At 62.1% G+C, this 19414-nt stretch carries 20 protein-coding genes; 19 read left to right on the top strand and 1 reads right to left on the bottom strand.

The annotated features are described in order from the left end of the window. The first annotated feature begins 102 nt into the window (after positions 1 to 102). The 19 genes from AC1DWA_RS22195 to AC1DWA_RS22105 are packed head-to-tail and all read left to right on the top strand — an operon-like array spanning position 103 to position 18656. The gene (locus tag AC1DWA_RS22195) at positions 103 to 669 is read left to right on the top strand and encodes a TetR/AcrR family transcriptional regulator (RefSeq protein WP_024487471.1); all 567 of its coding nucleotides are present in this window, start codon (positions 103 to 105) and stop codon (positions 667 to 669) included. Next, the gene (locus tag AC1DWA_RS22190; RefSeq protein ID WP_317832673.1) at positions 666 to 1871 is read left to right on the top strand and encodes a cytochrome P450; all 1206 of its coding nucleotides are present in this window, start codon (positions 666 to 668) and stop codon (positions 1869 to 1871) included. The genes AC1DWA_RS22195 and AC1DWA_RS22190 overlap by 4 nt, the downstream gene beginning before the upstream one ends. Then, positions 1871 to 2677 carry an SDR family oxidoreductase gene (locus AC1DWA_RS22185; RefSeq protein ID WP_317832675.1) on the top strand — a complete coding sequence of 269 codons (807 nt, stop codon included), beginning with the start codon at positions 1871 to 1873 and terminating at the stop codon, positions 2675 to 2677. Before AC1DWA_RS22190 ends, AC1DWA_RS22185 begins: the two co-directional genes overlap by 1 nt. Then, positions 2674 to 4068, top strand: coding sequence for a cytochrome P450 (locus AC1DWA_RS22180; protein ID WP_195791395.1), 1395 nt, complete (start codon positions 2674 to 2676; stop codon positions 4066 to 4068). Before AC1DWA_RS22185 ends, AC1DWA_RS22180 begins: the two co-directional genes overlap by 4 nt. 2 nt (positions 4069 to 4070) lie before the next feature. Further along, a complete protein-coding gene (locus AC1DWA_RS22175) occupies positions 4071 to 4262 on the top strand; it encodes a ferredoxin (RefSeq protein ID WP_020907945.1) in 192 nt (63 codons plus the stop codon). A gap of 58 nt (positions 4263 to 4320) precedes the next feature. Beyond that, on the top strand, positions 4321 to 4872 hold the full coding sequence (locus AC1DWA_RS22170) for a Cif family virulence factor (protein WP_477846789.1): 552 nt from the start codon (positions 4321 to 4323) through the stop codon (positions 4870 to 4872). A gap of 5 nt (positions 4873 to 4877) precedes the next feature. Continuing rightward, a complete protein-coding gene (locus tag AC1DWA_RS22165; RefSeq protein ID WP_042952026.1) occupies positions 4878 to 6125 on the top strand; it encodes a hypothetical protein in 1248 nt (415 codons plus the stop codon). A gap of 26 nt (positions 6126 to 6151) precedes the next feature. Then, positions 6152 to 7789, top strand: a complete 1638-nt coding sequence (locus tag AC1DWA_RS22160; RefSeq protein ID WP_290287027.1) for an acyl-CoA synthetase — start codon at positions 6152 to 6154, stop codon at positions 7787 to 7789. 53 nt (positions 7790 to 7842) lie between these two features. Beyond that, positions 7843 to 9096 carry a cytochrome P450 gene (locus tag AC1DWA_RS22155; RefSeq protein ID WP_477846788.1) on the top strand — a complete coding sequence of 418 codons (1254 nt, stop codon included), beginning with the start codon at positions 7843 to 7845 and terminating at the stop codon, positions 9094 to 9096. A 34-nt stretch (positions 9097 to 9130) separates the two neighbouring features. After that, positions 9131 to 9871 (top strand): MlaE family ABC transporter permease, encoded by a 741-nt coding sequence (locus AC1DWA_RS22150; RefSeq protein WP_021344419.1) that lies wholly within the window; start codon positions 9131 to 9133, stop codon positions 9869 to 9871. After that, positions 9868 to 10740 (top strand): MlaE family ABC transporter permease, encoded by an 873-nt coding sequence (locus AC1DWA_RS22145; RefSeq protein ID WP_003944051.1) that lies wholly within the window; start codon positions 9868 to 9870, stop codon positions 10738 to 10740. The genes AC1DWA_RS22150 and AC1DWA_RS22145 overlap by 4 nt, the downstream gene beginning before the upstream one ends. A 9-nt stretch (positions 10741 to 10749) precedes the next feature. Beyond that, positions 10750 to 11919 carry an MCE family protein gene (locus AC1DWA_RS22140; protein WP_477917032.1) on the top strand — a complete coding sequence of 390 codons (1170 nt, stop codon included), beginning with the start codon at positions 10750 to 10752 and terminating at the stop codon, positions 11917 to 11919. Then, positions 11916 to 12938, top strand: coding sequence for an MCE family protein (locus tag AC1DWA_RS22135; RefSeq protein WP_021334007.1), 1023 nt, complete (start codon positions 11916 to 11918; stop codon positions 12936 to 12938). The genes AC1DWA_RS22140 and AC1DWA_RS22135 overlap by 4 nt, the downstream gene beginning before the upstream one ends. Beyond that, complete coding sequence (locus tag AC1DWA_RS22130; protein ID WP_477917030.1) at positions 12935 to 13957, top strand: MCE family protein; 1023 nt, start codon at positions 12935 to 12937, stop codon at positions 13955 to 13957. The genes AC1DWA_RS22135 and AC1DWA_RS22130 overlap by 4 nt, the downstream gene beginning before the upstream one ends. Next, positions 13957 to 15219, top strand: coding sequence for an MCE family protein (locus AC1DWA_RS22125; RefSeq protein ID WP_069147170.1), 1263 nt, complete (start codon positions 13957 to 13959; stop codon positions 15217 to 15219). The genes AC1DWA_RS22130 and AC1DWA_RS22125 overlap by 1 nt, the downstream gene beginning before the upstream one ends. After that, the gene (locus AC1DWA_RS22120) at positions 15216 to 16373 is read left to right on the top strand and encodes an MCE family protein (RefSeq protein ID WP_477917028.1); all 1158 of its coding nucleotides are present in this window, start codon (positions 15216 to 15218) and stop codon (positions 16371 to 16373) included. The genes AC1DWA_RS22125 and AC1DWA_RS22120 overlap by 4 nt, the downstream gene beginning before the upstream one ends. Next, positions 16370 to 17689, top strand: coding sequence for an MCE family protein (locus tag AC1DWA_RS22115; RefSeq protein ID WP_029255478.1), 1320 nt, complete (start codon positions 16370 to 16372; stop codon positions 17687 to 17689). The genes AC1DWA_RS22120 and AC1DWA_RS22115 overlap by 4 nt, the downstream gene beginning before the upstream one ends. Continuing rightward, positions 17656 to 18192, top strand: a complete 537-nt coding sequence (locus tag AC1DWA_RS22110) for a hypothetical protein (protein ID WP_020907934.1) — start codon at positions 17656 to 17658, stop codon at positions 18190 to 18192. Before AC1DWA_RS22115 ends, AC1DWA_RS22110 begins: the two co-directional genes overlap by 34 nt. Beyond that, the gene (locus AC1DWA_RS22105) at positions 18189 to 18656 is read left to right on the top strand and encodes a hypothetical protein (protein ID WP_029255477.1); all 468 of its coding nucleotides are present in this window, start codon (positions 18189 to 18191) and stop codon (positions 18654 to 18656) included. Before AC1DWA_RS22110 ends, AC1DWA_RS22105 begins: the two co-directional genes overlap by 4 nt. Here the strand turns inward: AC1DWA_RS22105 and AC1DWA_RS22100 are convergent. Next, a complete protein-coding gene (locus tag AC1DWA_RS22100; RefSeq protein ID WP_477846785.1) occupies positions 18653 to 19243 on the bottom strand; it encodes a TetR/AcrR family transcriptional regulator in 591 nt (196 codons plus the stop codon). The two genes, AC1DWA_RS22105 and AC1DWA_RS22100, sit on opposite strands and share 4 nt — an antisense overlap. Between the last annotated feature and the right edge of the window lie 171 nt (positions 19244 to 19414).

The raw sequence follows: 19414 nt of genomic DNA, 5'->3' as shown, positions 1-19414 counted from the left end.
TGAATTTTCGAAGTTTCCCCATTTCGTTGCCCTGGACAGGGTGCTGTAGTAACGTCCAGACACGTGTCCAGCAAACGGGGCGATTCAAGTGGCGGGGGATCGATTGTCTATGAATCCACTCGCAGGCGCCTCACGGGCAAACAGGCGGAAACTGTGGCCAGGCTTGCCGAAGCAACAGTGAAAGTTCTACGCAAACAAGAGTTTTCCGGACTGACTGTCCGTTCGGTTGCGGCCGAAGCGGGTGTAGGAACTGCGACCGCCTACACGTATTTCGCGTCCAAGGAGCATCTGGTCGCAGAGGTTTTCTGGCGAAGACTTCAGAACTCGTCGGCGCCTGATGGCTCAGGGTTGGATCGCACCGCGCACGTGCTGTCTGTACTTCGAAACATCGCGCTGCTTCTCGCGGACGAACCGGAGGTATCGGCCGCCGTGACCAATGCACTGCTCGGATCCGATCCTGAAGTGGAACATCTTCGCGGGCGGATCGGACTCGAGATCCATCAACGACTCGCTTCGGCGCTGGATCCGAATGGCGAACCCGAAGTGTTGGAAGCGCTCGAAATGCTTTATGCCGGGGCGCTTCTGCGAGCAGGGATCGGCTACGGAACCTACGCGCAAATCGCTGGACGCCTCGAGGCCTCAGCTCTACTGATCCTGGAGAAATCATGACAGAAGCTTTGATCGATCCGGTGGTCTTCAATCCGTACGACTACCACTTTCACGACGATCCGTATCCGACGTACAAGCGTCTGCGCGAAGAATCACCGTTGTATCACAATCCGGACGTTGGCTTTTGGGCGTTGTCGCGATATGCGGACGTGGTCGACGGATTCAAGGACAACAAGCGTCTCTCGAGCGCCAACGGGGTATCGCTCGACCCCGCAGCCTACGGTCCACACGCGCATTATGTGATGTCGTTTCTCGCGATGGACGATCCCCGCCATATGCGGTTGCGCCAGTTGGTTTCTCGCGGATTCACGCCGCGACGGGTTGCGGAGCTCGCCGGCCGGATCCTCGAACTCACGAAGCAACATCTGGTACCTGCGTTGGGCGCGGGGGAGTTCGACTGGATTACGGAGGTGGCGGGAAAGCTGCCGATGGACGTCATCTCCGAACTCATGGGGGTCCCCGAACCCGACAGAGCCGAACTGCGGCGCAAGGCGGATCTGGTGGTGCATCGAGAGGCGGGTGTTCTCGACGTGCCGCAACCTGCGGTGGAGGCTTCGATCAGTTTGATGGGCTACTACAAGGAGATGATCGCGCAGCGTCGCCGATCGCGGACGGACGATCTGACCTCGGCCTTGCTCGATGCCGAGATCGACGGAGACAAACTCTCGGACCAGGAGATCCTCGGATTCATGTTTCTGATGGTCGTGGCCGGAAACGAGACCACGACCAAGCTTCTCGGAAACGCTCTGTACTGGGGTTCGCACCACCGGGAGCAGATCACACCGGTTCTCGACGATCCCGAACGAGCCTCGGAATGGGTGGAAGAGACTCTTCGCTACGACACGTCGAGCCAGATCGTGGCTCGGACTTCGGTTGTCGACCTCGAATATCACGGACGCACCATTCCGGCGGGGCAGAAGGTCCTGCTCCTGATCGGATCGGCCAACCGAGACGCCGACGTCTTCGAGGATGCCGACAGCTTCCAGATCGGCCGGAGTTCGTCGGGAAAACTCGCGAGTTTCGGTGGTGGCGTGCACTTCTGTCTCGGTGCCCACCTTGCCAAGCTCGAAGCCAAGATCGCCCTCGCAGAGTTCGGGCGTCGGGTCAGCGACTACGAAGTCGACGAGTCCGGAATCGAGCGTGTTCATTCGACAAACGTCCGGGGCTTTGCGGCCCTGCCGGTGAAAGTGCAGGTGCGCTGATGCCTCGTTTCGAACCCAATCCAGTTTGCCGGCCGGCATTGATCAGTGGTGCATCGTCGGGAATCGGCACCGCTACTGCGTATGCCCTGGCCGAACTCGGCCATCCGGTTGCGCTCGGTGCGCGTCGAGTCACCGAATGCGAAGCCATCGCCGAGAAGATCCGCAGCAATGGTGGTGAAGCGTTTGCCCACTTCCTCGACGTCACGGACGGTGATTCGGTCGACGGATTCGTCTCGGCCGCAGAGGCAGTCCACGGTCCCACCGAAATGGTCGTCTCCGGTGCCGGTGACCTCGAATTCGGGGCTGCGGACGAGATGGATCCAGAGGCGTTTTCACGGCAGATCCAAGTCCACCTCGTTGGTGCGCAGCGATTGGCGCATCGCGTACTCCCCGGCATGAGGCAACGACAGCGCGGTGACTTCGTACTGATCGGCTCGGATTGTGCCGAGCGCCAGCGTCCACTCATGGGTGCTTACGACGCGGCCAAGGCCGGGCTCGAAGCAATGGGGCGCCAGATGCGAATGGAGCTCGAAGGAACAGGCATTCGTGCGTCGATCGTGCGACCCGGGCCGACACTGACCGGCATGGGGATGGACACGACGCCGGAGATCATCGGACCGGTTGGGGAATCGTGGAGTAAGTGGGGGTTCGCCCGCCATGGTTACTTTCTGCGCGCCTCGGACATCGCCAATGCCATCGTCGCCGTTGTGTCGGCGCCGCGAGGAGCACACATCGTGCTCGTCGAAGTTCAGCCCGAGGCACCACTGGACAAACTTCCCACTGCGAACTCACAGGAGACGACATGACGCACGGAGTGCAGGAGACGTCGCGAACACTGCCCGAGCCACCGCGGGTGTCCGGCGGGGATCTCCCGCACGGGCATCTCGAGGAACTGCGAACCGACCCGATAGCGCTCATGCGCCGGGTGCGTGAGGAATGTGGTGACGTCGGCGCCTTTCAACTTGCCGACCGCACAGTGATCCTGCTGTCCGGAGCTGAGGCAAACGAGTTCTTCTTCCGCTCCACCGACGAGGATCTCGACCAACAAGCGGCTTACCCCTTCATGAAGCCGATATTCGGTGAAGGCGTCGTCTTCGATGCCAGCCCGGAGCGGCGTAAGGAGATGCTGCACAACTCGGCTCTGCGCGGCGAACAGATGCGCGGGCACGCTGCCACGATCGGCCGCGAGGTCGAGGCGATGGTCGCGCAGTGGGGAGACGAAGGCGAGATCGATCTGCTCGACTTCTTCGCCGAGCTGACCATCTACACCTCGTCGGCGTGCCTGATCGGCAAGAAGTTCCGCGACGAACTGGACGATAGCTTCGCCAAGCTGTATCACGAGCTCGAACAGGGAACTGATGCATTGGCTTTCGTGGATCCGTACGCGCCGATCGAGAGTTTCCGCCGCCGCGACGAGGCCCGGTTGGCGTTGGTCGCTCTGGTACAGGACATCATGAACGGGCGCATCGCGAATCCTCCGAAGGGCAAGGAGGACCGCGACATGTTGGACGTGTTGGTCTCGGTCAAGGACGAGAACGGCGACCTCCGGTTCAGTGCCGACGAGATCACCGGCATCTTCATCTCGATGATGTTCGCCGGCCACCACACGACTTCCGGCACGGCAGCGTGGTCGCTGATCGAGATGTTGCGGCATCCCGACACCATGACGGACGTCGTCGACGAACTCGACAATCTGTACTCCGACGGCGCCGACATCAGTTTTCATGCCCTGCGCCAGATTCCGGTTCTCGAGGCTGTGGTCAAGGAAACCCTTCGACTGCATCCGCCGTTGATCATCCTGTTGCGGGTGGCACGTGGAGATTTCGAAGTGGGCGGCTTCGAGATCCGAGAGGGCCATCTTGTCGCCGCGACGCCCGCGATCTCCAATCGAATCGCCGAGGACTTCCCCCGACCGGACACCTTCGATCCCGGGAGGTACATCGACCCGAATCAAGAGGACATCGTCAACCGCTGGACGTGGATTCCGTTCGGAGCCGGCCGGCATCGCTGCGTCGGCGCTGCATTCGCCCAGATGCAGCTCAAAGCGATCTTCTCGATCCTGCTGCGGGACTTCGAGTTCGAGATGGCGCAGCCGTCGGAGTCCTACCGAAACGACCACAGCAAGATGGTCGTCCAATTGCAGCAGCCGTGCGCGGTGAGGTACCGGCGCAGAACACGTCCCGGGCGTGAGGGGTGATCATGCACGTCGAAGTCGACCTCGACCTGTGCCAAGGCCATGCGGCGTGCGAGCTCGAGGCACCGGAGATCTTTGTCGTCCCGAAGCGGGGGAAGGTCAGTCTTCTGGACTCGGACCCACCCGAGTCGCTCCGTGGTGAAGCTGAGATGGCGGTCAGGTACTGCCCGACCGGCGCCCTGAGAATTGTCGACTGATTACAGCGGATTGTCGATTGATTGCAGCGAATTCAAGTACTCGAGGGAGGAAGTTCAGATGACGGGTTTCGACCGCGCAGAGCTCGACGAGATGGTCCAACGCTGGATCGAGGCGAACAAGAAGGCCGAAGCCGCCGGTGACTGGAAAGCGTTGGCGGACATGTACACCGAGGACGCCACGTACGGGTGGAACTACGGTCCCAAGCAGGATTTCATGGCGGTGGGGCGCGAGGAGATTCGCGAAGTCGCGCTCGGCCTCGAGATGAAGGGCCTCGAAGGCTGGGAGTACCCGTATCAAGACTTTGTGATCGACGAACGTAGTGGAAACGTGATCGGCTTGTGGAAGCAGATTTCCGATGCCAAGCGTGAGGACGGGAGCAACTACTCCGTCTACGGTATCGGCGGTAGTTGGTTCCGCTACGGCGGGGACTTCCAATGGTCCTGGCAGCGTGACTTCTTCGACTTCGGGAACGTGTCGGCACTGTTCATGGAGATGATCGGCAACAACGCTCTCTCGAAGGGGATGCAGGGCCGGATCCAGCGATCGATCTCGGGCGACCCGCTACCGGGCTGGTATCCGGTGGGCACCGCGCCGGTCCCGCTGTGGTGAGTCCGATGACGGTACGCGATTCCTTCGAGACACTCTCGCAGCGCGACCTTGCCGTGTTGGTGCCCGAGTTGCTCCTGTGTGGGCAGCTGATCGATCGCTCGGGCATGGCGCATCTGATCGTCGAATTCGGACGCGAGGGTATGGCGCAGGTGGCCGTCGAGGAGTGGGAATCGGCCAGCCCCTGGTACACCCGCCGCATGCAGAAGGCTCTCGGATACGAGGGCGACGACGTCGTGACGATCTTCAAAGGGTTACAACTCGACATCGGCGCTCCGCCACAGTTCATGGACTTTCGATACCGGGTCGACGATCCGCTGCACGGTGAATTCTGGCTCGATCATTGCGGAGCACTCATGGACGTCGAGCCGTTGGGCGATGAGTTCGTGACCTCGATGTGTCACGACATCGAGGATCCGACTTTCGATGCGACGGCCATCGCGACCAACCCGCACGCCCAGATCCGGCCGATTCACCGACCACCGCGCAGGCCCGCGGACCGACATCCGCACTGCGCCTGGACCGTTTCCATCGACCCGTCGCACACGCCTCCCGTGATGACCGCGCACACCGAGCAGATCGGACGCACCGCCGCGGTGACGGTCGAGCTGAGCCCGATCGATCACGGTGGGGACGGTAAGGCGGACTACTCGGGTCCGTTGTTGTCCGACCTGAGATTTTCCGACTTCTCGCGATCGGCCTTGGTTCGTATCGCAGAGGAGATCTGCGTGCAGCATCATCTGTTGGCGTTGGGCTTTCTGGCAGCGGTTCGCCGCCGTGCCGACGAAGACAAGGCGCGCGAGATCACGCGAAAGCAATTGACCGGAATCGCGGGAGTTGCGGCACAGCGTATTCGAGATGCGCTCGGGCTTCCTTCGACTCTGGAATCGTTGGCATTGGTCCTGTCCGTGCATCCCTTGCTGAATCCGAAGCAGTATGTGGAGAGTGAGATCCGACCGGACGGCGGTGCTCTGGAGCTGTGGATCTCGCGAGACGCTCTTGTCGACCGTGACGGCGGTTGGCCGACCTTGCTCGGCAGCGAGCACCTCGATCCCCTCCAGGCTTTGGTCCGCGGCGTGAATCCGCACTTCACCGTGAGAGTGGTGGCCGAAGATGCCGCGGGGCTCCTTCTGGCCGTCGACATCACCGAAGCTCCCGCTCCGGAATGCGTCGAAGTCGCCATTACGAAGGTCAGTACCGGCGCGGCATTCGTATTCGAAGATCGCGGAATCCCTTTGCCTCTCTTCGTCGTCTGACCGGCCGAACCCGAAGGACTCAACCTATGGCGTACACGTTTGCAGACCTGTTCGAGCATTCCGTCGATGTGATGCCCGATCGCCTCGCGCTGATCGTTTCCGGCGAGGAGGTGACATACCGTGAGCTCGACGAGCGGGCCAACCGATTGGCGCATTACTTCCAGTCCGTCGGGTTGGGTGTCGGTTCGCACATCGGTATTCAACTGCACAACTCGATCGAGGCGATGGTTGCTGTCCTCGCGGCCTTCAAGATCCGCGGCGTTCCCGTCACGGTGAACTACCGCTACACGAGCGACGAATTGGTTTACCTGTACGAGAATGCGGATCTCACGGCGTTGGTTTTCCATCGTGGTTTCGCTGAGCGGGTCGCCGAGGCGTTGGTGTCCGCGCCGCGGGTCAAGTACGTGATCGAGGCGGCGGACGAACTCGCTCTCGGGAACGAACCGTCGATTCCGGGGGCAGTGGCGTACGAGGATGCGCTCGGCAACCAATCCCCGCTGCGCGTAGGTGAACATGCTTTTCCCGAGCGTTCCGGCGATGACGTCTACGTTCTCTACACCGGCGGAACAACCGGACGACCGAAAGGCGTCGTCTGGCGGCAGGAAGACATCTGGCGCGTGTTGGCCGGCGGTTACGACTTCTATTCGGGTGAGCCGATCGCCGACGAGTACCAGCAGTCGCGCGGTGGCGCCGCGGCAGCCGAACCGATGCGGTGGTGCATGCTTCCACCGCTGATCCACACCTCGGCACTGATGCCGACGTTCAACGCTCTGTTCTCCGGAAACACCGTCATCTTCGAACCGAAGTTCGATGCGGCACAGGTCTGGAAAGTCGTCGCCGAATATCGCCCGCAGGTCATGGTCATCACCGGCGACGCCATGGGCCGTCCACTGGTCGAAGCCCATCACGAATTGCAACCGGATGCGTCGAGCCTGGCCGTGCTCGCCTCCGGCGCTGCGCTCTTCTCCGGATCGGTCAAAGACGCGTTCTTCGACGTCTTTCCGAATCTGATGATCTCCGATTCGGTTGGATCGTCCGAAACAGGCTTCGGCGGAATCGGATTCGCAACCAAAGGGCTCGAGCAGCGTGGCGGACCCAAAGTGGGCGCCAACAGATTCACGGTCGTCGTCGACGACGACAACCGTGTGTTGGAGCCGGGTTCGGGGGCCGAAGGATGGTTGGCGAAACTCGGCAACGTCCCACTGGGCTACTACAACGATCCGGTGAAGTCGGCGGAGATATTCCGAGAGGTGAACGGCGCGCGGGCAGTGGTGACCGGAGACCGAGCGCGGATCGAGGACGACGGCTCGGTCACTCTCCTCGGCCGGGGAAACATGGTGGTCAACACCGGCGGTGAGAAAGTCTTCGTGGAAGAGGTCGAAGCCGTGGTGAAGGCCCATCCCGACATCTACGACGCAACAGTGATCGGCATTGCCGACGAGCGGTGGGGCAATCGGGTGGCGGCGGTGCTCCGCGTCCGCGATGGTGTGGAACCGGATTTCGATTCCATCGAAAAACACACCCGCACTCAGCTTGCCGGCTACAAGATTCCGCGTTCCTTCTGGATCGCCGACGAGGTCGTTCGAGCGCCGAGCGGCAAGCCGGACTACCGCTGGGCCAAGGAGTTCTCACAGAACAGCGACCCGGTCCACCGGATCGAATAGCGCTCACACGCAACACCCGGCACCCGGCACCCATCCGTAAAGGAGCATCTGCAATGCCTGAGATCGACCTTCCCGACGGGTTCGACGTGACCGACCCGCATCTGTACGGCGAGCGCGTCCCGCTTGCCGAGTTCGCCGAACTACGACGATGCGCTCCGGTCTGGTGGAACGCCCAGGAACCGGGTACCGGCGGATTTCACGACGGTGGTTGTTGGGTTGTCTCCCGCCACGCAGACGTCCGCGACGTCTCGTTGCGCAGCGAGGAGTTCTCGAGCAACGTCAACGGCTGCATTCCGCGGCATGAAGACAACATCTCGGCGGAGGAGTTGGAGGCGACAAAACACGTCCTCATCAACAAGGACGCCCCTGAGCACACACAGCTGCGCAAGTTGGTGGCGCGCTTGTTCACTCCGCGGTCGGTGGAAGCGATGCGGGCCGGGCTGGAAGCGCGGGCAGAAGACATAGCGTCGGCTGCCGTGGCGGAAGGTAGCGGTGATTTTGTCAGCCAGGTCGCCAGCGAGTTACCGATGCAGGCGATCTCGGATCTGATCGGTGTACCGCAGGACGGGCGCCGTCAGCTGTACGAATGGTCGAATCAGATGACGGGATACGACGACGAGTCGCTCGCCGGCGAGTCTCGGATGGCGTCGGCGCAGATCCTGGGCTACGCCTATCAACTGGCCGAGGCGAGGCGGGAGGAACCGCTCGACGACATCATCTCGCGCTTGGTGCATGCCGACATCGACGGACAGAAACTCACCCCGGAACAGTTCGGTTTCTTCGTCATCATGTTGGCTGTCGCAGGCAACGAAACGACGCGCAACGCAACGACACTCGGCATGATGGCATTTCTCGAGCATCCGGATCAGTGGGAACTGTACAAGCGTGAGCGTCCGCGCACCGCCGCGGACGAGATCATCCGCTGGGCTTCGCCACTGACGTCGATGCAACGAACAGCAGTGGTGGACACACAGATTACCGGCACGGCGATTGCGAAGGGGCAGCGTGTCGTACTGCTCTACGGCTCGGCGAACTTCGACGAAACCGTCTTCGAGAACCCCGACGTCTTCGACATCACCCGAGACCCGAACCCGCACCTCGCGTTCGGAGGAACCGGACCGCACTACTGCGTCGGCGCCAACCTGGCCAGAATGGAGGTCGATCTGATCTTCGGCAAGATCGCCGATCACATGCCCGACATCAGCAAGCTCGGCGATCCGAGCAGGCTCTCGTCCGGTTGGCTCAACGGGATCAAGGAATTCAAGGTCGACTACGGCAACTCCACGTCATGTCCTTCGGGGCATTGACGTGTACAGCGGAAGAGTTGCACTTGCGGGCCCGATGCGCGAACTCGGCCAGTTCTACCGGATGGGCGCCGATGTCGCAGTGGGCTTGTTCCGCACCCGCTTTCAGGTGCAGGAGTTTCTCGAGCAGAGTTGGATGATCGCCCGGGTGTCGATCGTGCCGACAGTGTTGGTAGCCGTGCCGTTCACGGTCCTGGTGAGTTTCACCCTCAACATCCTTCTCCGCGAGATCGGTGCCGCCGACCTCAGCGGCGCCGGGGCCGCGCTCGGTGCCGTGACTCAGGTCGGTCCGGTGGTGACGGTGCTGATCGTGGCAGGTGCGGGCGCGACAGCCATCGCCGCCGATCTGGGATCGAGAACGATTCGTGAAGAGATCGACGCCATGGARGTGCTCGGGATCGATCCGATCAATCGGTTGGTGATTCCGCGGGTGGTCGCGTCGACCGTGGTGGCTTTGCTGCTCAACGGACTCGTCTGCGTCATCGGCATCGCCGGCGGTTACGCCTTCTCGGTGTTTCTCCAGGGCGTGAACCCTGGCGCCTTCGTCGAGGGAATCACGTTGCTGACCGGCCTGCCCGAGGTGGCGTTGTCGATGGTCAAAGCTGCACTGTTCGGGATGCTGGCGGGATTGGTGGCCTGCTATCGCGGACTGTCGGTACGGGGTGGGCCGAAAGGCGTGGGGGAGGCCGTCAACGAAACGGTGGTGTACGCGTTCATGGCGTTGTTCGTCGTCAACACCATCGTCACCGCGGTCGGCATCCGATTGACGGCGGGGTGATCGAGGTGACGCTGTCGGATTCGCTGGCACAAATCGGCAAGTTCGGACGCACGCGGGCGCGGGTGGCTCGAACGTCACGCTCGATCGACGACGTCGGGCGACAAGCTGTCTTCTTCGCGCGCGCCATCGCTCACATCCCGTGGGCAATTCGCAAACACCCGAAAGAAGTGTTGAGGCTGGTAGCCGAGATCAGCATGGGCACCGGAGCTTTGGCTGTGATCGGCGGCACGGTTGCGGTCGTAGGATTTCTGACTCTAGCCTCGGGCGGCACCATTGCGATCCAAGGTTTCAGCTCGCTGGGAAATATCGGAGTCGAAGCGCTCACCGGATTCTTCTCCGCCTTCATCAACGTTCGTATCGCTGCGCCGGTCATCGCGGGAATCGGCCTGTCGGCCACGATCGGAGCAGGTTCGACCGCGCAGATCGGTGCCATGCGCATCAGCGAGGAAATCGACGCCCTCGAATCGATGGCGATCAGTTCGGTCCCGTACGTCGTCAGCACCCGCGTCACCGCAGGGATGATCGCGATCTTGCCGCTGTACTCACTGGCGCTCGTAGGATCATTTCTGGCCGGACGATTCACCACGGTCGTGCTGTTCGGTCAATCCTCCGGTCTTTACGACCACTACTTCACGACGTTCCTCGATCCGGTCGACGTCGCATGGTCCTTCGTTCAAGTGCTCGTGATGGCACTACTGGTGATGCTGATCCACACGTACTACGGATACAACGCGTCCGGGGGACCGTCGGGCGTGGGAACTGCAGTGGGCCGCGGGGTTCGGCTCTCGCTGATCTGCGTCGTGGCGGTGACCCTGCTCGTCTCACTCGCGCTCTATGGCGGTTCCGGCAACTTCAATCTGTCCGGTTAGGGGGACTGCGTGCACAGATACGGCTACAAGTTGGCTGCTCTGGGCTTGGCTGCGGCGATCGTCGGGGTCATCGCTTTGTCGGTCGCGTCTTTCAACCAGGTGTTTGTCGCTCGCGTCCCGATCACGGTGATCGCGGAGCGCGCGGGGCTCGTGATGGATCCGGGCGCGCGGGTGAAGATGGCCGGGGTGACCGTGGGCTCGGTGGAGTCCATCACGCCGACTGACGACGCTACCGCACAACTGTCGTTGTCGATCGATCCCGAAGCGCTCGAATCTATTCCGTCAAACGTGGATGTGGCGATCACGTCGAACACGGCCTTCGGCGCGAAGTTCGTCAGCCTGTCCTCGCCGGAGCAGCCGARCAGCGCGCGACTTGCCGCCGGGGCGACGATCGACGCATCCCGGGTGACTGTCGAACTGAAGACGGTGTTCGAGAAACTCACCACCGTGCTCCGGACGGTGGACCCGGGCAAGCTCGATTCGACATTGGGTGCCMTCTCGACTGCTCTGCAAGGACGCGGCGAACGGCTCGGGGTCGCACTCGAACAAGCAGATTCCTCGTTGCTCGAATTCAACACTGCACGTGAGGCTCTCGATCATGTGTTGACTGATTTACCAGCCGTCACACAGACCTACCGCGACGCTGTTCTCGACTTGATGGACACCCTCGACTCGCTCACGACGACGGGAACCACTGTTCTCGACGAGCAGCAGAATCTTGATCTCCTCTTGCTCAACGTGATCGGGGTCGCCCGCACCGGAGAAGATGTACTGGGAGCCAACGCCGACGGTATCGACACCGTTCTGTCGTTACTGCGGCCGACCACCGCACTGCTCGATGAATACTCCCCGGTGATTCCCTGCATGTTCCACGGACTGCAGGAGAGCAAGAAGATCGGCGACGGCGCCTACAACGGACAACCAGGAATCAAGATGTCGATCGGTCTGATCGCCGGAACCGAACCGTACCGATATCCCGACGACCTTCCGAAGGTCGCGGCAACAGGTGGCCCGCAGTGTATGGGTCTTCCACTGCGCGACCCGAACGTCAATGCTCCGTACCTGGTGACCGATACCGGGGTGAATCCGTTTGCGCCCGAGCGTCAGCCGAATGGTGGGCAACCGATGAACACGGTCCCGGATCTGATGAGCTACCTGTTCGGGACGGAGATCCGATGAAAGTTCGTGGGTACACCGTCAAGTTCGGAATTTTTGTTCTGGTGATGATCCTCGTCAACGCCGGGCTGATCCTCGTGTTCGGCCAGATGCGAGGTGGCGACGCGAGGTCGTACTCGGCGGAGTTCGTCAACGCCTCCGGGCTCAGAGCCGGCGACAAGGTGCGCATCGCGGGTGTGCCGGTCGGTTCTGTCGGCTCCGTCGAATTCGGTGGGAATCACCGTGCCCACGTGAGTTTCAGTGTGGATACGGGTGACACCGTGACTGTATCGACCAGAGCCGCTGTTCGATATCAGGATCTGGTGGGTAATCGATACCTCGAACTGCTCGACGATCCGGGGATCGCGGAACCGCAGCCACAGGGCGAGAGCATTCCCGTCGATCGCACCGCGCCGGCACTCGACCTCGATGCGCTACTCGGTGGTTTCAAGCCGCTGTTTCAAGCCCTGGACCCGGAGCAGGTCAACGCGTTGTCGATGTCCTTGCTCGAGGTGTTTCAAGGCCAGTCCGGAACTGTGGCATCGGTGCTGGCGCACTCCGGATCGATCACGAACACTCTCGCAGACCGCGACCAACTGATCGGTCGAGTGATCGGCAACCTCGACGGTGTGCTCAGTGAATTGCGCAGCCGCGGTGGTCAGTTCAGTGACACTCTCGATCACCTACAACAGCTGGTCAGCGGGCTCGAGGCGGACAGGGAGATGATCGGGACTGCCGTCGAGAGTGTGAACACCGCATCAGGCACCTTCGCCGATCTCCTCGCCGGAGTTCGCCCGGACATCGAGGGAAACCTGTCGAAGCTGGACGCAAGCCTGAATCCGCTGATCGAGCAACAAAGTGAGCTCGATCGGATTCTCGCGTCCATGCCCTCGAACTACAAGCAGCTGATCCGAGTCGGCTCGTACGGGTCGTTCTTCAACTTCTATCTGTGCGGAATCGCATTGAAGGTCGACGGTGCCGACGGTACGCCGCTCACTGTCGACCTGGTGGATCAGACGACCGGAAGGTGCGCACCACGATGAGAGAGATGGCACAGAGCCAGGCCGTACGCGTGGGGGTCGTGGGATTGGTCGTCACGGCCGCCGTCGTATTGGCATCGCTCCAGTATCAGAATCTGCAGTTCCTGAAATCGGGTGTCGGGTACAGCGCGGTGTTCGCCGACGCCAGCGGTCTCGAGCCGGGAGACGAAGTCAACGCCGCCGGAGTGAAGATCGGAACGGTGGATCGGATCGAGGTCGAGCACGGACTCGCGCGCGTGGATTTCACACTGGAAGGCTCGATCGGTTTGGGAGAAAGCACGTCGGCAGCCGTCACCACGATGTCGTTGCTCGGCAAGCGAGCGGTATCGCTCGATCTGGACGGTCCGGGAAGGATCGCGGTCGGCGGCGAGATCCCGGTCGAGCGAACAAGATCGGCGTACTCGCTGCCCGACGTGCTCGGTGACCTCACCACGACGGTCGAGGACATCGATCTCGACCGGCTCTCCGAATCACTCGACGCAGTGGGGCAGGTGATGTCCGACAGTGCGCCGAACCTGAGGCCGGCGTTGGACGGTGTCGCACGGATCTCCGACAGCGTCAATAGACGCGACGACATGTTGCGCACCTTGCTGTCCGATGCAAACGACGTCGCCGGGACGCTGGCCGAGCGTGGACCACAGGTCAACGCGCTACTCGTCGACGGCAACGCCTTGTTGGGAGAACTGGATCGGCGACAGGCGGCGCTGGGGGAAGTGATCACGAACATCTCGGCGTTGTCGACCCAGCTGAGCGGACTCGTCCACGACAACGAGGCGCAATTGCAGCCGGTCCTCGGCAAACTCGACACGGTTGTCGGCATTCTGCAGAACAACAAGGACAACCTTTCTCAGGGAATCGACGGTCTCGGTACGTACGTGGGCACGCTCGGCGACACCGTGGCCAGCGGTCCCTTCTATTACGCCTACGTCCAGAACCTGGTACCGGCGCAATACACCCAACCGTTGATCAACGCGATGTTCGGGCTACCACCTGCGCCGCTACCGATTCCGGAGGTTCGATGATGGGTGCCTTACGAGTTCGCAAACCGGTGAACTGGCGTCGAATCGGCGTAGTCGGTGGAAGCGTCGTCGGCGCGGCGATCGTCGTCGTGTCGGGATACCTTGCGGTGCAACATCTGCGCTACTACAACGTGACGGCCTACTTCACCTCGACGACCGGCCTGTATGTCGGTGACGACGTTCGTGTCGTGGGGGTCGACGTCGGCCGCGTCACCGAGATCGCCCCACAGGGAGATCGAATGCGCGTCGAACTGAAATTGGCGCGCGAGGTTCCCGTCGCCGAGGACGCGAAAGCGGTGATCGTTGCCCAGTCGCTGGTCTCGGCCCGCTTCGTGCAGTTGACGCCGGCGGTGACGGACGGCGCCGACGCACTGAATGACGGTGCGGAGATCGGGCTCGACCGAACAGCCGTCCCGGTCGAGTGGGACCAGATCAAGGAACAGCTGGGCCGGGCTGCCGATGCTTTGGGTCCCGACGGGGACGATCGCGGTCCCGCCGCCAACTTCCTCGACGGTGCCGGATCCGCACTGGCCGGCAACGGGGAAGCGCTGGGGCGTTCGGTGACCGAACTCTCGGAGGCTATGAGCACACTCGACGAAGGCGGAGCCGATCTGTTCGGCACCATCCGCGGCCTGCAGACCTTCACGACCGCACTCGCCGCAAGCGACGAACAGATCGTTCAGTTCCAAGGACGACTGGCAAATGTCTCGAGTGTGCTCGCCGAGAGCCGGACGCAATTGGCTCCGGCTCTCGCCGATCTGGACGCCGCCGTCGTCGACGTACAGCGGTTTGTCGAACAGAACCGAACCGGCTTGACGGAGCAGATCGCGAAGTTGGCCGACGTGTCCCAGGTATTGGTCGACAAGCGCGCAGGTCTCGAGAAGGTACTGCATCTGGCTCCGACAGCGTTGTCGAACTACTACAACGTCTACCGGCCGGCCCAAGGAGCGATGGTGGGTGTGCCCGCATTCCAGAACGTCGGCAACCCGATCGACTTGATCTGCGGCGGAATCGCCGGCCTGGCCAACGACACCTCGAAGAAGGGCGCGGATTTGTGCATCGAATACCTCGGCCCGTTGCTCAACACGATCAAAGCGAACTACCCGGACCTGAGCATCAATCCGACCCGGGCGCTCGGGGCTCTTCCGGACCAACTGGTGTACAGCGAGCCTGATCTGGAACCGACTGGCGCCTTGAGCTTTCCGACGGTGCCGGTGGCGTCTGATCTGACCGGCTTGCTCATGCCGTCGACAGGATCACGATGACTGGCCGCCGGTGGGGAACAGTGTGTGTGGCGGCGAGCGCCGTGCTCGTTCTGACGGGTTGTCAATGGAGCGGGCTGAATTCGGTGTCGCTGCCGGGCGCGGCCGGCCGCGGTGAGGGAAGTTTCTCGGTCGTGATCGAGATGCCGGACGTCACGTCGATCAGTCCCAATTCTCCGGTCATGGTCAACGACGTGACAGTCGGAAGTATCAGTGCGATCGAGACCGACAACTGGCACGCACGGGTGACGGTTGCGCTCGACGGTTCGGTGTCGCTGCCCGCCAACGCGACTGCCAAGATCGGCCAAACCAGTCTGCTCGGATCCAAACACGTCGCGCTCGCGCCGCCCACCGAGGTGGCGCCGGAAGGGCGGTTGTCGGAGGGATCCGTGATTCCCCTTGCATCGGCCAGTGTCTATCCCACCACCGAGGAAGCGTTGACGGCACTGTCCTTGGTGCTCAACGGCGGTGGGCTGGCCCAGATTCACAGCATCACCACGGAACTGAACACTGCTCTCGGCGGGCGGACCGATGCGGCGCGCGACCTGCTGAGCCAGATGGACACCGTGACCGAGACACTCGACCGTCAACGCGAGGCGATAGTCACGACCATGGAGAATCTAGACGTGTTCGCCGGCGAGATCACGGCTCAGCGAGACGTTCTCGGTGAGGCGTTGGAGACCCTTGATCCGGCCTTGGCGGAACTGAGCGCCCAACGCGTCGACCTGACCACCGCCCTCGATGCGGTCGGCAGGTTCGGGGACGTCGGGACCGATCTGGTCGRCCGGACCCGCGACGATTTGAAAGCCAATTTGAGCGCCTTGGAATCGACGCTGCAGAAGGTGGTCGAAACAGGACCGGACCTGATCAACAATTTGGGCAATCTGAGTACCTTCCCCTTCCCCCAGACGACCATCGACGACGGAATGCGCGGTGATTACACCAATTTGTGGGCGCTGATCGACCTCACGAGTAATYGCCTTCAGTCAGGTCTGGGCTTCGGTACTCCGTTCGGGGCGCCGCAAACTCCGGTGGAGAACGGAATACTGGTCGATCCTTTGACCGCGCCTCTGGGTACCGGGCGGGCCGCCCCAAGTGACACCGGGCGGGCCGCCCCAAGTGGTACAGGGCGGACCGACCAGGACGGTGGACGATGATTCTCACGAAGTTGGTGCGAAGGCAATTGACGATCTTCGCGATCCTGGCGGTGATAGGCATGAGCGCAGCGGCTATCTCGTACCTGAGAGTTCCGACCATGCTCGGCATCGGGCGCTATTCGGTGACAGTCGAACTGCCCGACGCCGGCGGCCTGTATCGGAACGCGAACGTGACCTATCGCGGCGACACCATCGGTCAGGTCAGGTCGGTGCGTCTCTCTCCGGGAGTGGTACGCGCCGAATTATCCTTGGAGAGTGCGGTTCCCGTTCCCTCCAGCGGGCTCACAGTAGCGGTGCGAAGCGTGTCGGCAATCGGTGAGCAATACGTCGACATGCAACCGAGCACCGCGGACGGACCCTTTCTGGCCGACGGAGACGTGATCGGCCCCGACGCTGTCACGATCCCGACCGAGATCGGACCGGTCCTCGATCAGGCGCAGGCGATGCTCGCATCCGTACCGCAGGACAAGTTGCGATCGGTGATCGACGAGTCCGCGGCAGCTTTCGGAGGCAGGGGAGAGGATCTGGCTCGTCTGCTGGATTCGACCACCTCGTTCGTCGATCAGATGGCCGCTGCCACAACGCCGGCTACGACGCTCGTACAGCAGTTGGATCCGCTCCTGCAGACACAGGTGGTGACGGGCGATCAGATTCGCCAGTGGGCGTCCAGTGTCGCTCAGCTCAGTGGACAGTTGGAGGTCGCCGACGGGTCCGTGCGCAATATCCTCGAGACCGGACCGGGCTTCGCGACTGAAGCCGACCTGCTGTTTCAAGGCCTCAAACCCACTTTGCCTGTGCTGCTTGCCAATTTCACCAGCACCGCTCAGGTGGCTTTGACGTACAACGCCGGGTTGGAACAGGTGCTCGTCATCTTGCCGCCACTGGTCGCGGCACAGGAAACCGTCGTACAACGCGGGCAGGTGGACGGCGCCGCGAACGTCAACTTCCACCTCCAAGCGCAGGACCCTGCGGCGTGCTCGACCGGTTACCTTCCTGCGGATCAGCGACGGGACCCGACCCAGACGAGTGTGCCGGACACCCCGGCTGATCTGTACTGCAAAGTGCCACAGAACTCGGTCTTCGCCGTTCGTGGATCTCGGAACATTCCCTGCATGGAGGTACCGGGCAAACGAGCACCGAGCCCGGAGATCTGCCGGAGCCCCGAAGCGTACGTGCCGTCGGGGACCAATGCGCCCGGCGAGTTGTACACCGGGCCTGACGGAGTCGACTATCAACACACGGAGTTGGCTCCGGCTGACTCCGGTCCGGGGGAGGGGGAGCCGTGGCAACAGTTGCTGACGCCGACGAATCGCTGAGAGGTGAGGTGCTGGATCCGGTCCGAGGGAAGCGCGGTGTACTCACTGCCCTGGTCTGGATTGCACTCGCGGCTCTGAGCGTCGTTGTCGTCTTCGGTTGTCTGGCAGTTCGATCGGACCGCGTGCGAGAGTCCCAGCGTCAAGGGTTCGTCGACGGTGCTGTCGCAGGAACCCTTGCTCTGATCGACGTTCACTCTGCCACGCTCGACGAGGATCTCGCGGAGCTGAAGTCGCTGACTACGGGAACTTTTGCAGACGAACTGAAGTCCGGTGAATCTGCGTTCGTCGCATCGATCCGTGATTTCGCCGTCGATTCCGACGGTCATGTCGACACCGCCGCCCTGGCATCGGAATCCGGAACCTCGGGGGTGGTACTGATCGCGGCATCGGCTCAGGTCGGCAATTCGGCGGGAGAGTCTTCGGCGCGAACCTACCGTCTTCGCGTCGGTGTCGAAGAGGTCGACGGTCGGGTACTGATGTCGAGTGTGGAGTTCGTCCCGTGAAGCGCGTGGTCTTGGCGTTTGCAGCGCTGATCTTGGTGGGAGCCGGCGGGACTCTGCTCTGGAGTCACCACCGTTCGGCAGCCGCTGAAACCGCACGTGTCGAGGTGATCGGTGTGGCGCCGATGCTCGTCGAGAATCTCTTGACCTACAACAGCGACACGGTGGACGAGGATCTTGCACATGCTGCCGAGGGCGCAAGTGGAACATTTCAGGACCGCTTCGCCGAATTCGGATCGAAAACCGTTGCACCCCAGTCGAAGGAGCAAGGAATCAGCACGAAGGCGCGAGTAGTCGACGTCGGAGTGCTCTCCGCTGCTGCAGACCGAGCAGAATTGCTCCTGTTCGTCGATCAGATCACGACGAGTATCGCGCGGCCGGCACCAGCGTCGACGTCGAGCCGAGTCGAGGTGACACTCGATCGAGTCGACGGCACATGGTTGGTGAGTGCCATGACCCCCGTCTAGTGAAGGTTGTCGTGGCCCGCCATGATCAGCCTGGCAGTGACTTCGAGCCGGTCTGCGATCTGCGAATAGGACTCGTAACCCATGCCGGCTCGGACAAGCGCTCCGGACCAGGAGATTTCGAGTGCTTCGAGTACGTCGGGATCGTATGACGGCCCCAGCGCCTCGATGAGCCGCTCGCGGATGTTCTTGCCGATACGTCCCCGAAGGTGTTCGACGTCGGGATCGTTGCCCATCATCGCCGTGGTCACGGCCGCGGCCAGCTCCGGTTCGTCGGAAACGAGGAGTGCGACGCTTCGAAGGACCGAGCAGACCTGCGCTTCTCGTTCCGCCTCGGGGGAGGGTTCGTGAGGTACCGCGTCGAGTCGGCGCCAGAACAGTTCTGCCACAAGGTGACTCTTGGACGAAAAATAGGTGTATGCCGTGGCTGCGGCGACACCGGCTTCCGCTGCCACCATTCGCACAGTCAGATCGGCAAACCCTTTGTCGCGCAGGACCGTGATCGCTGCCGCGGTCAATCGATCGACGGTTTCGGCTTGCTGCTGTGTGAGCCGTCGACGAGTGGACTCGAACTTGGTCTTACCAGACATGTGTCCAGACACTACGGGATCAGACCCGTGCGGGCAAAGTGTGCGCTATCACCGCTCGTTCTCGCTCCCCGCTCGGTGTCATGTCTCGCTCCCGCTCGGCGTCATGTCTCGCTCCCGCTCGGTGTCATGTCTCGCTCCCGCTCGGCGTCATGTCTCGCTCCCGCTCGGTGG

Source organism: Rhodococcus sp. P4_F3_2 (assembly GCF_056401335.1).
The sequence above is the reverse complement of the archived record's forward strand: the minus strand, read 5'-3'. Positions and strand labels throughout refer to the sequence as shown.

What these genes read in the sequence shown, in the direction of transcription:
- AC1DWA_RS22170 (WP_477846789.1), top strand. Translation starts at nt 4,321, where the DNA reads ATGACGGGTTTCGACCGCGCAGAGCTCGACGAGATGGTCCAACGCTGG.
- AC1DWA_RS22115 (WP_029255478.1), top strand. Translation starts at nt 16,370, where the DNA reads ATGATTCTCACGAAGTTGGTGCGAAGGCAATTGACGATCTTCGCGATC.
- AC1DWA_RS22130 (WP_477917030.1), top strand. Translation starts at nt 12,935, where the DNA reads ATGAGAGAGATGGCACAGAGCCAGGCCGTACGCGTGGGGGTCGTGGGA.
- AC1DWA_RS22190 (WP_317832673.1), top strand. Translation starts at nt 666, where the DNA reads ATGACAGAAGCTTTGATCGATCCGGTGGTCTTCAATCCGTACGACTAC.
- AC1DWA_RS22135 (WP_021334007.1), top strand. Translation starts at nt 11,916, where the DNA reads ATGAAAGTTCGTGGGTACACCGTCAAGTTCGGAATTTTTGTTCTGGTG.
- AC1DWA_RS22100 (WP_477846785.1), bottom strand. Translation starts at nt 19,243, where the DNA reads ATGTCTGGTAAGACCAAGTTCGAGTCCACTCGTCGACGGCTCACACAG.
- AC1DWA_RS22165 (WP_042952026.1), top strand. Translation starts at nt 4,878, where the DNA reads ATGACGGTACGCGATTCCTTCGAGACACTCTCGCAGCGCGACCTTGCC.
- AC1DWA_RS22185 (WP_317832675.1), top strand. Translation starts at nt 1,871, where the DNA reads ATGCCTCGTTTCGAACCCAATCCAGTTTGCCGGCCGGCATTGATCAGT.
- AC1DWA_RS22180 (WP_195791395.1), top strand. Translation starts at nt 2,674, where the DNA reads ATGACGCACGGAGTGCAGGAGACGTCGCGAACACTGCCCGAGCCACCG.
- AC1DWA_RS22125 (WP_069147170.1), top strand. Translation starts at nt 13,957, where the DNA reads ATGGGTGCCTTACGAGTTCGCAAACCGGTGAACTGGCGTCGAATCGGC.
- AC1DWA_RS22155 (WP_477846788.1), top strand. Translation starts at nt 7,843, where the DNA reads ATGCCTGAGATCGACCTTCCCGACGGGTTCGACGTGACCGACCCGCAT.
- AC1DWA_RS22175 (WP_020907945.1), top strand. Translation starts at nt 4,071, where the DNA reads ATGCACGTCGAAGTCGACCTCGACCTGTGCCAAGGCCATGCGGCGTGC.
- AC1DWA_RS22160 (WP_290287027.1), top strand. Translation starts at nt 6,152, where the DNA reads ATGGCGTACACGTTTGCAGACCTGTTCGAGCATTCCGTCGATGTGATG.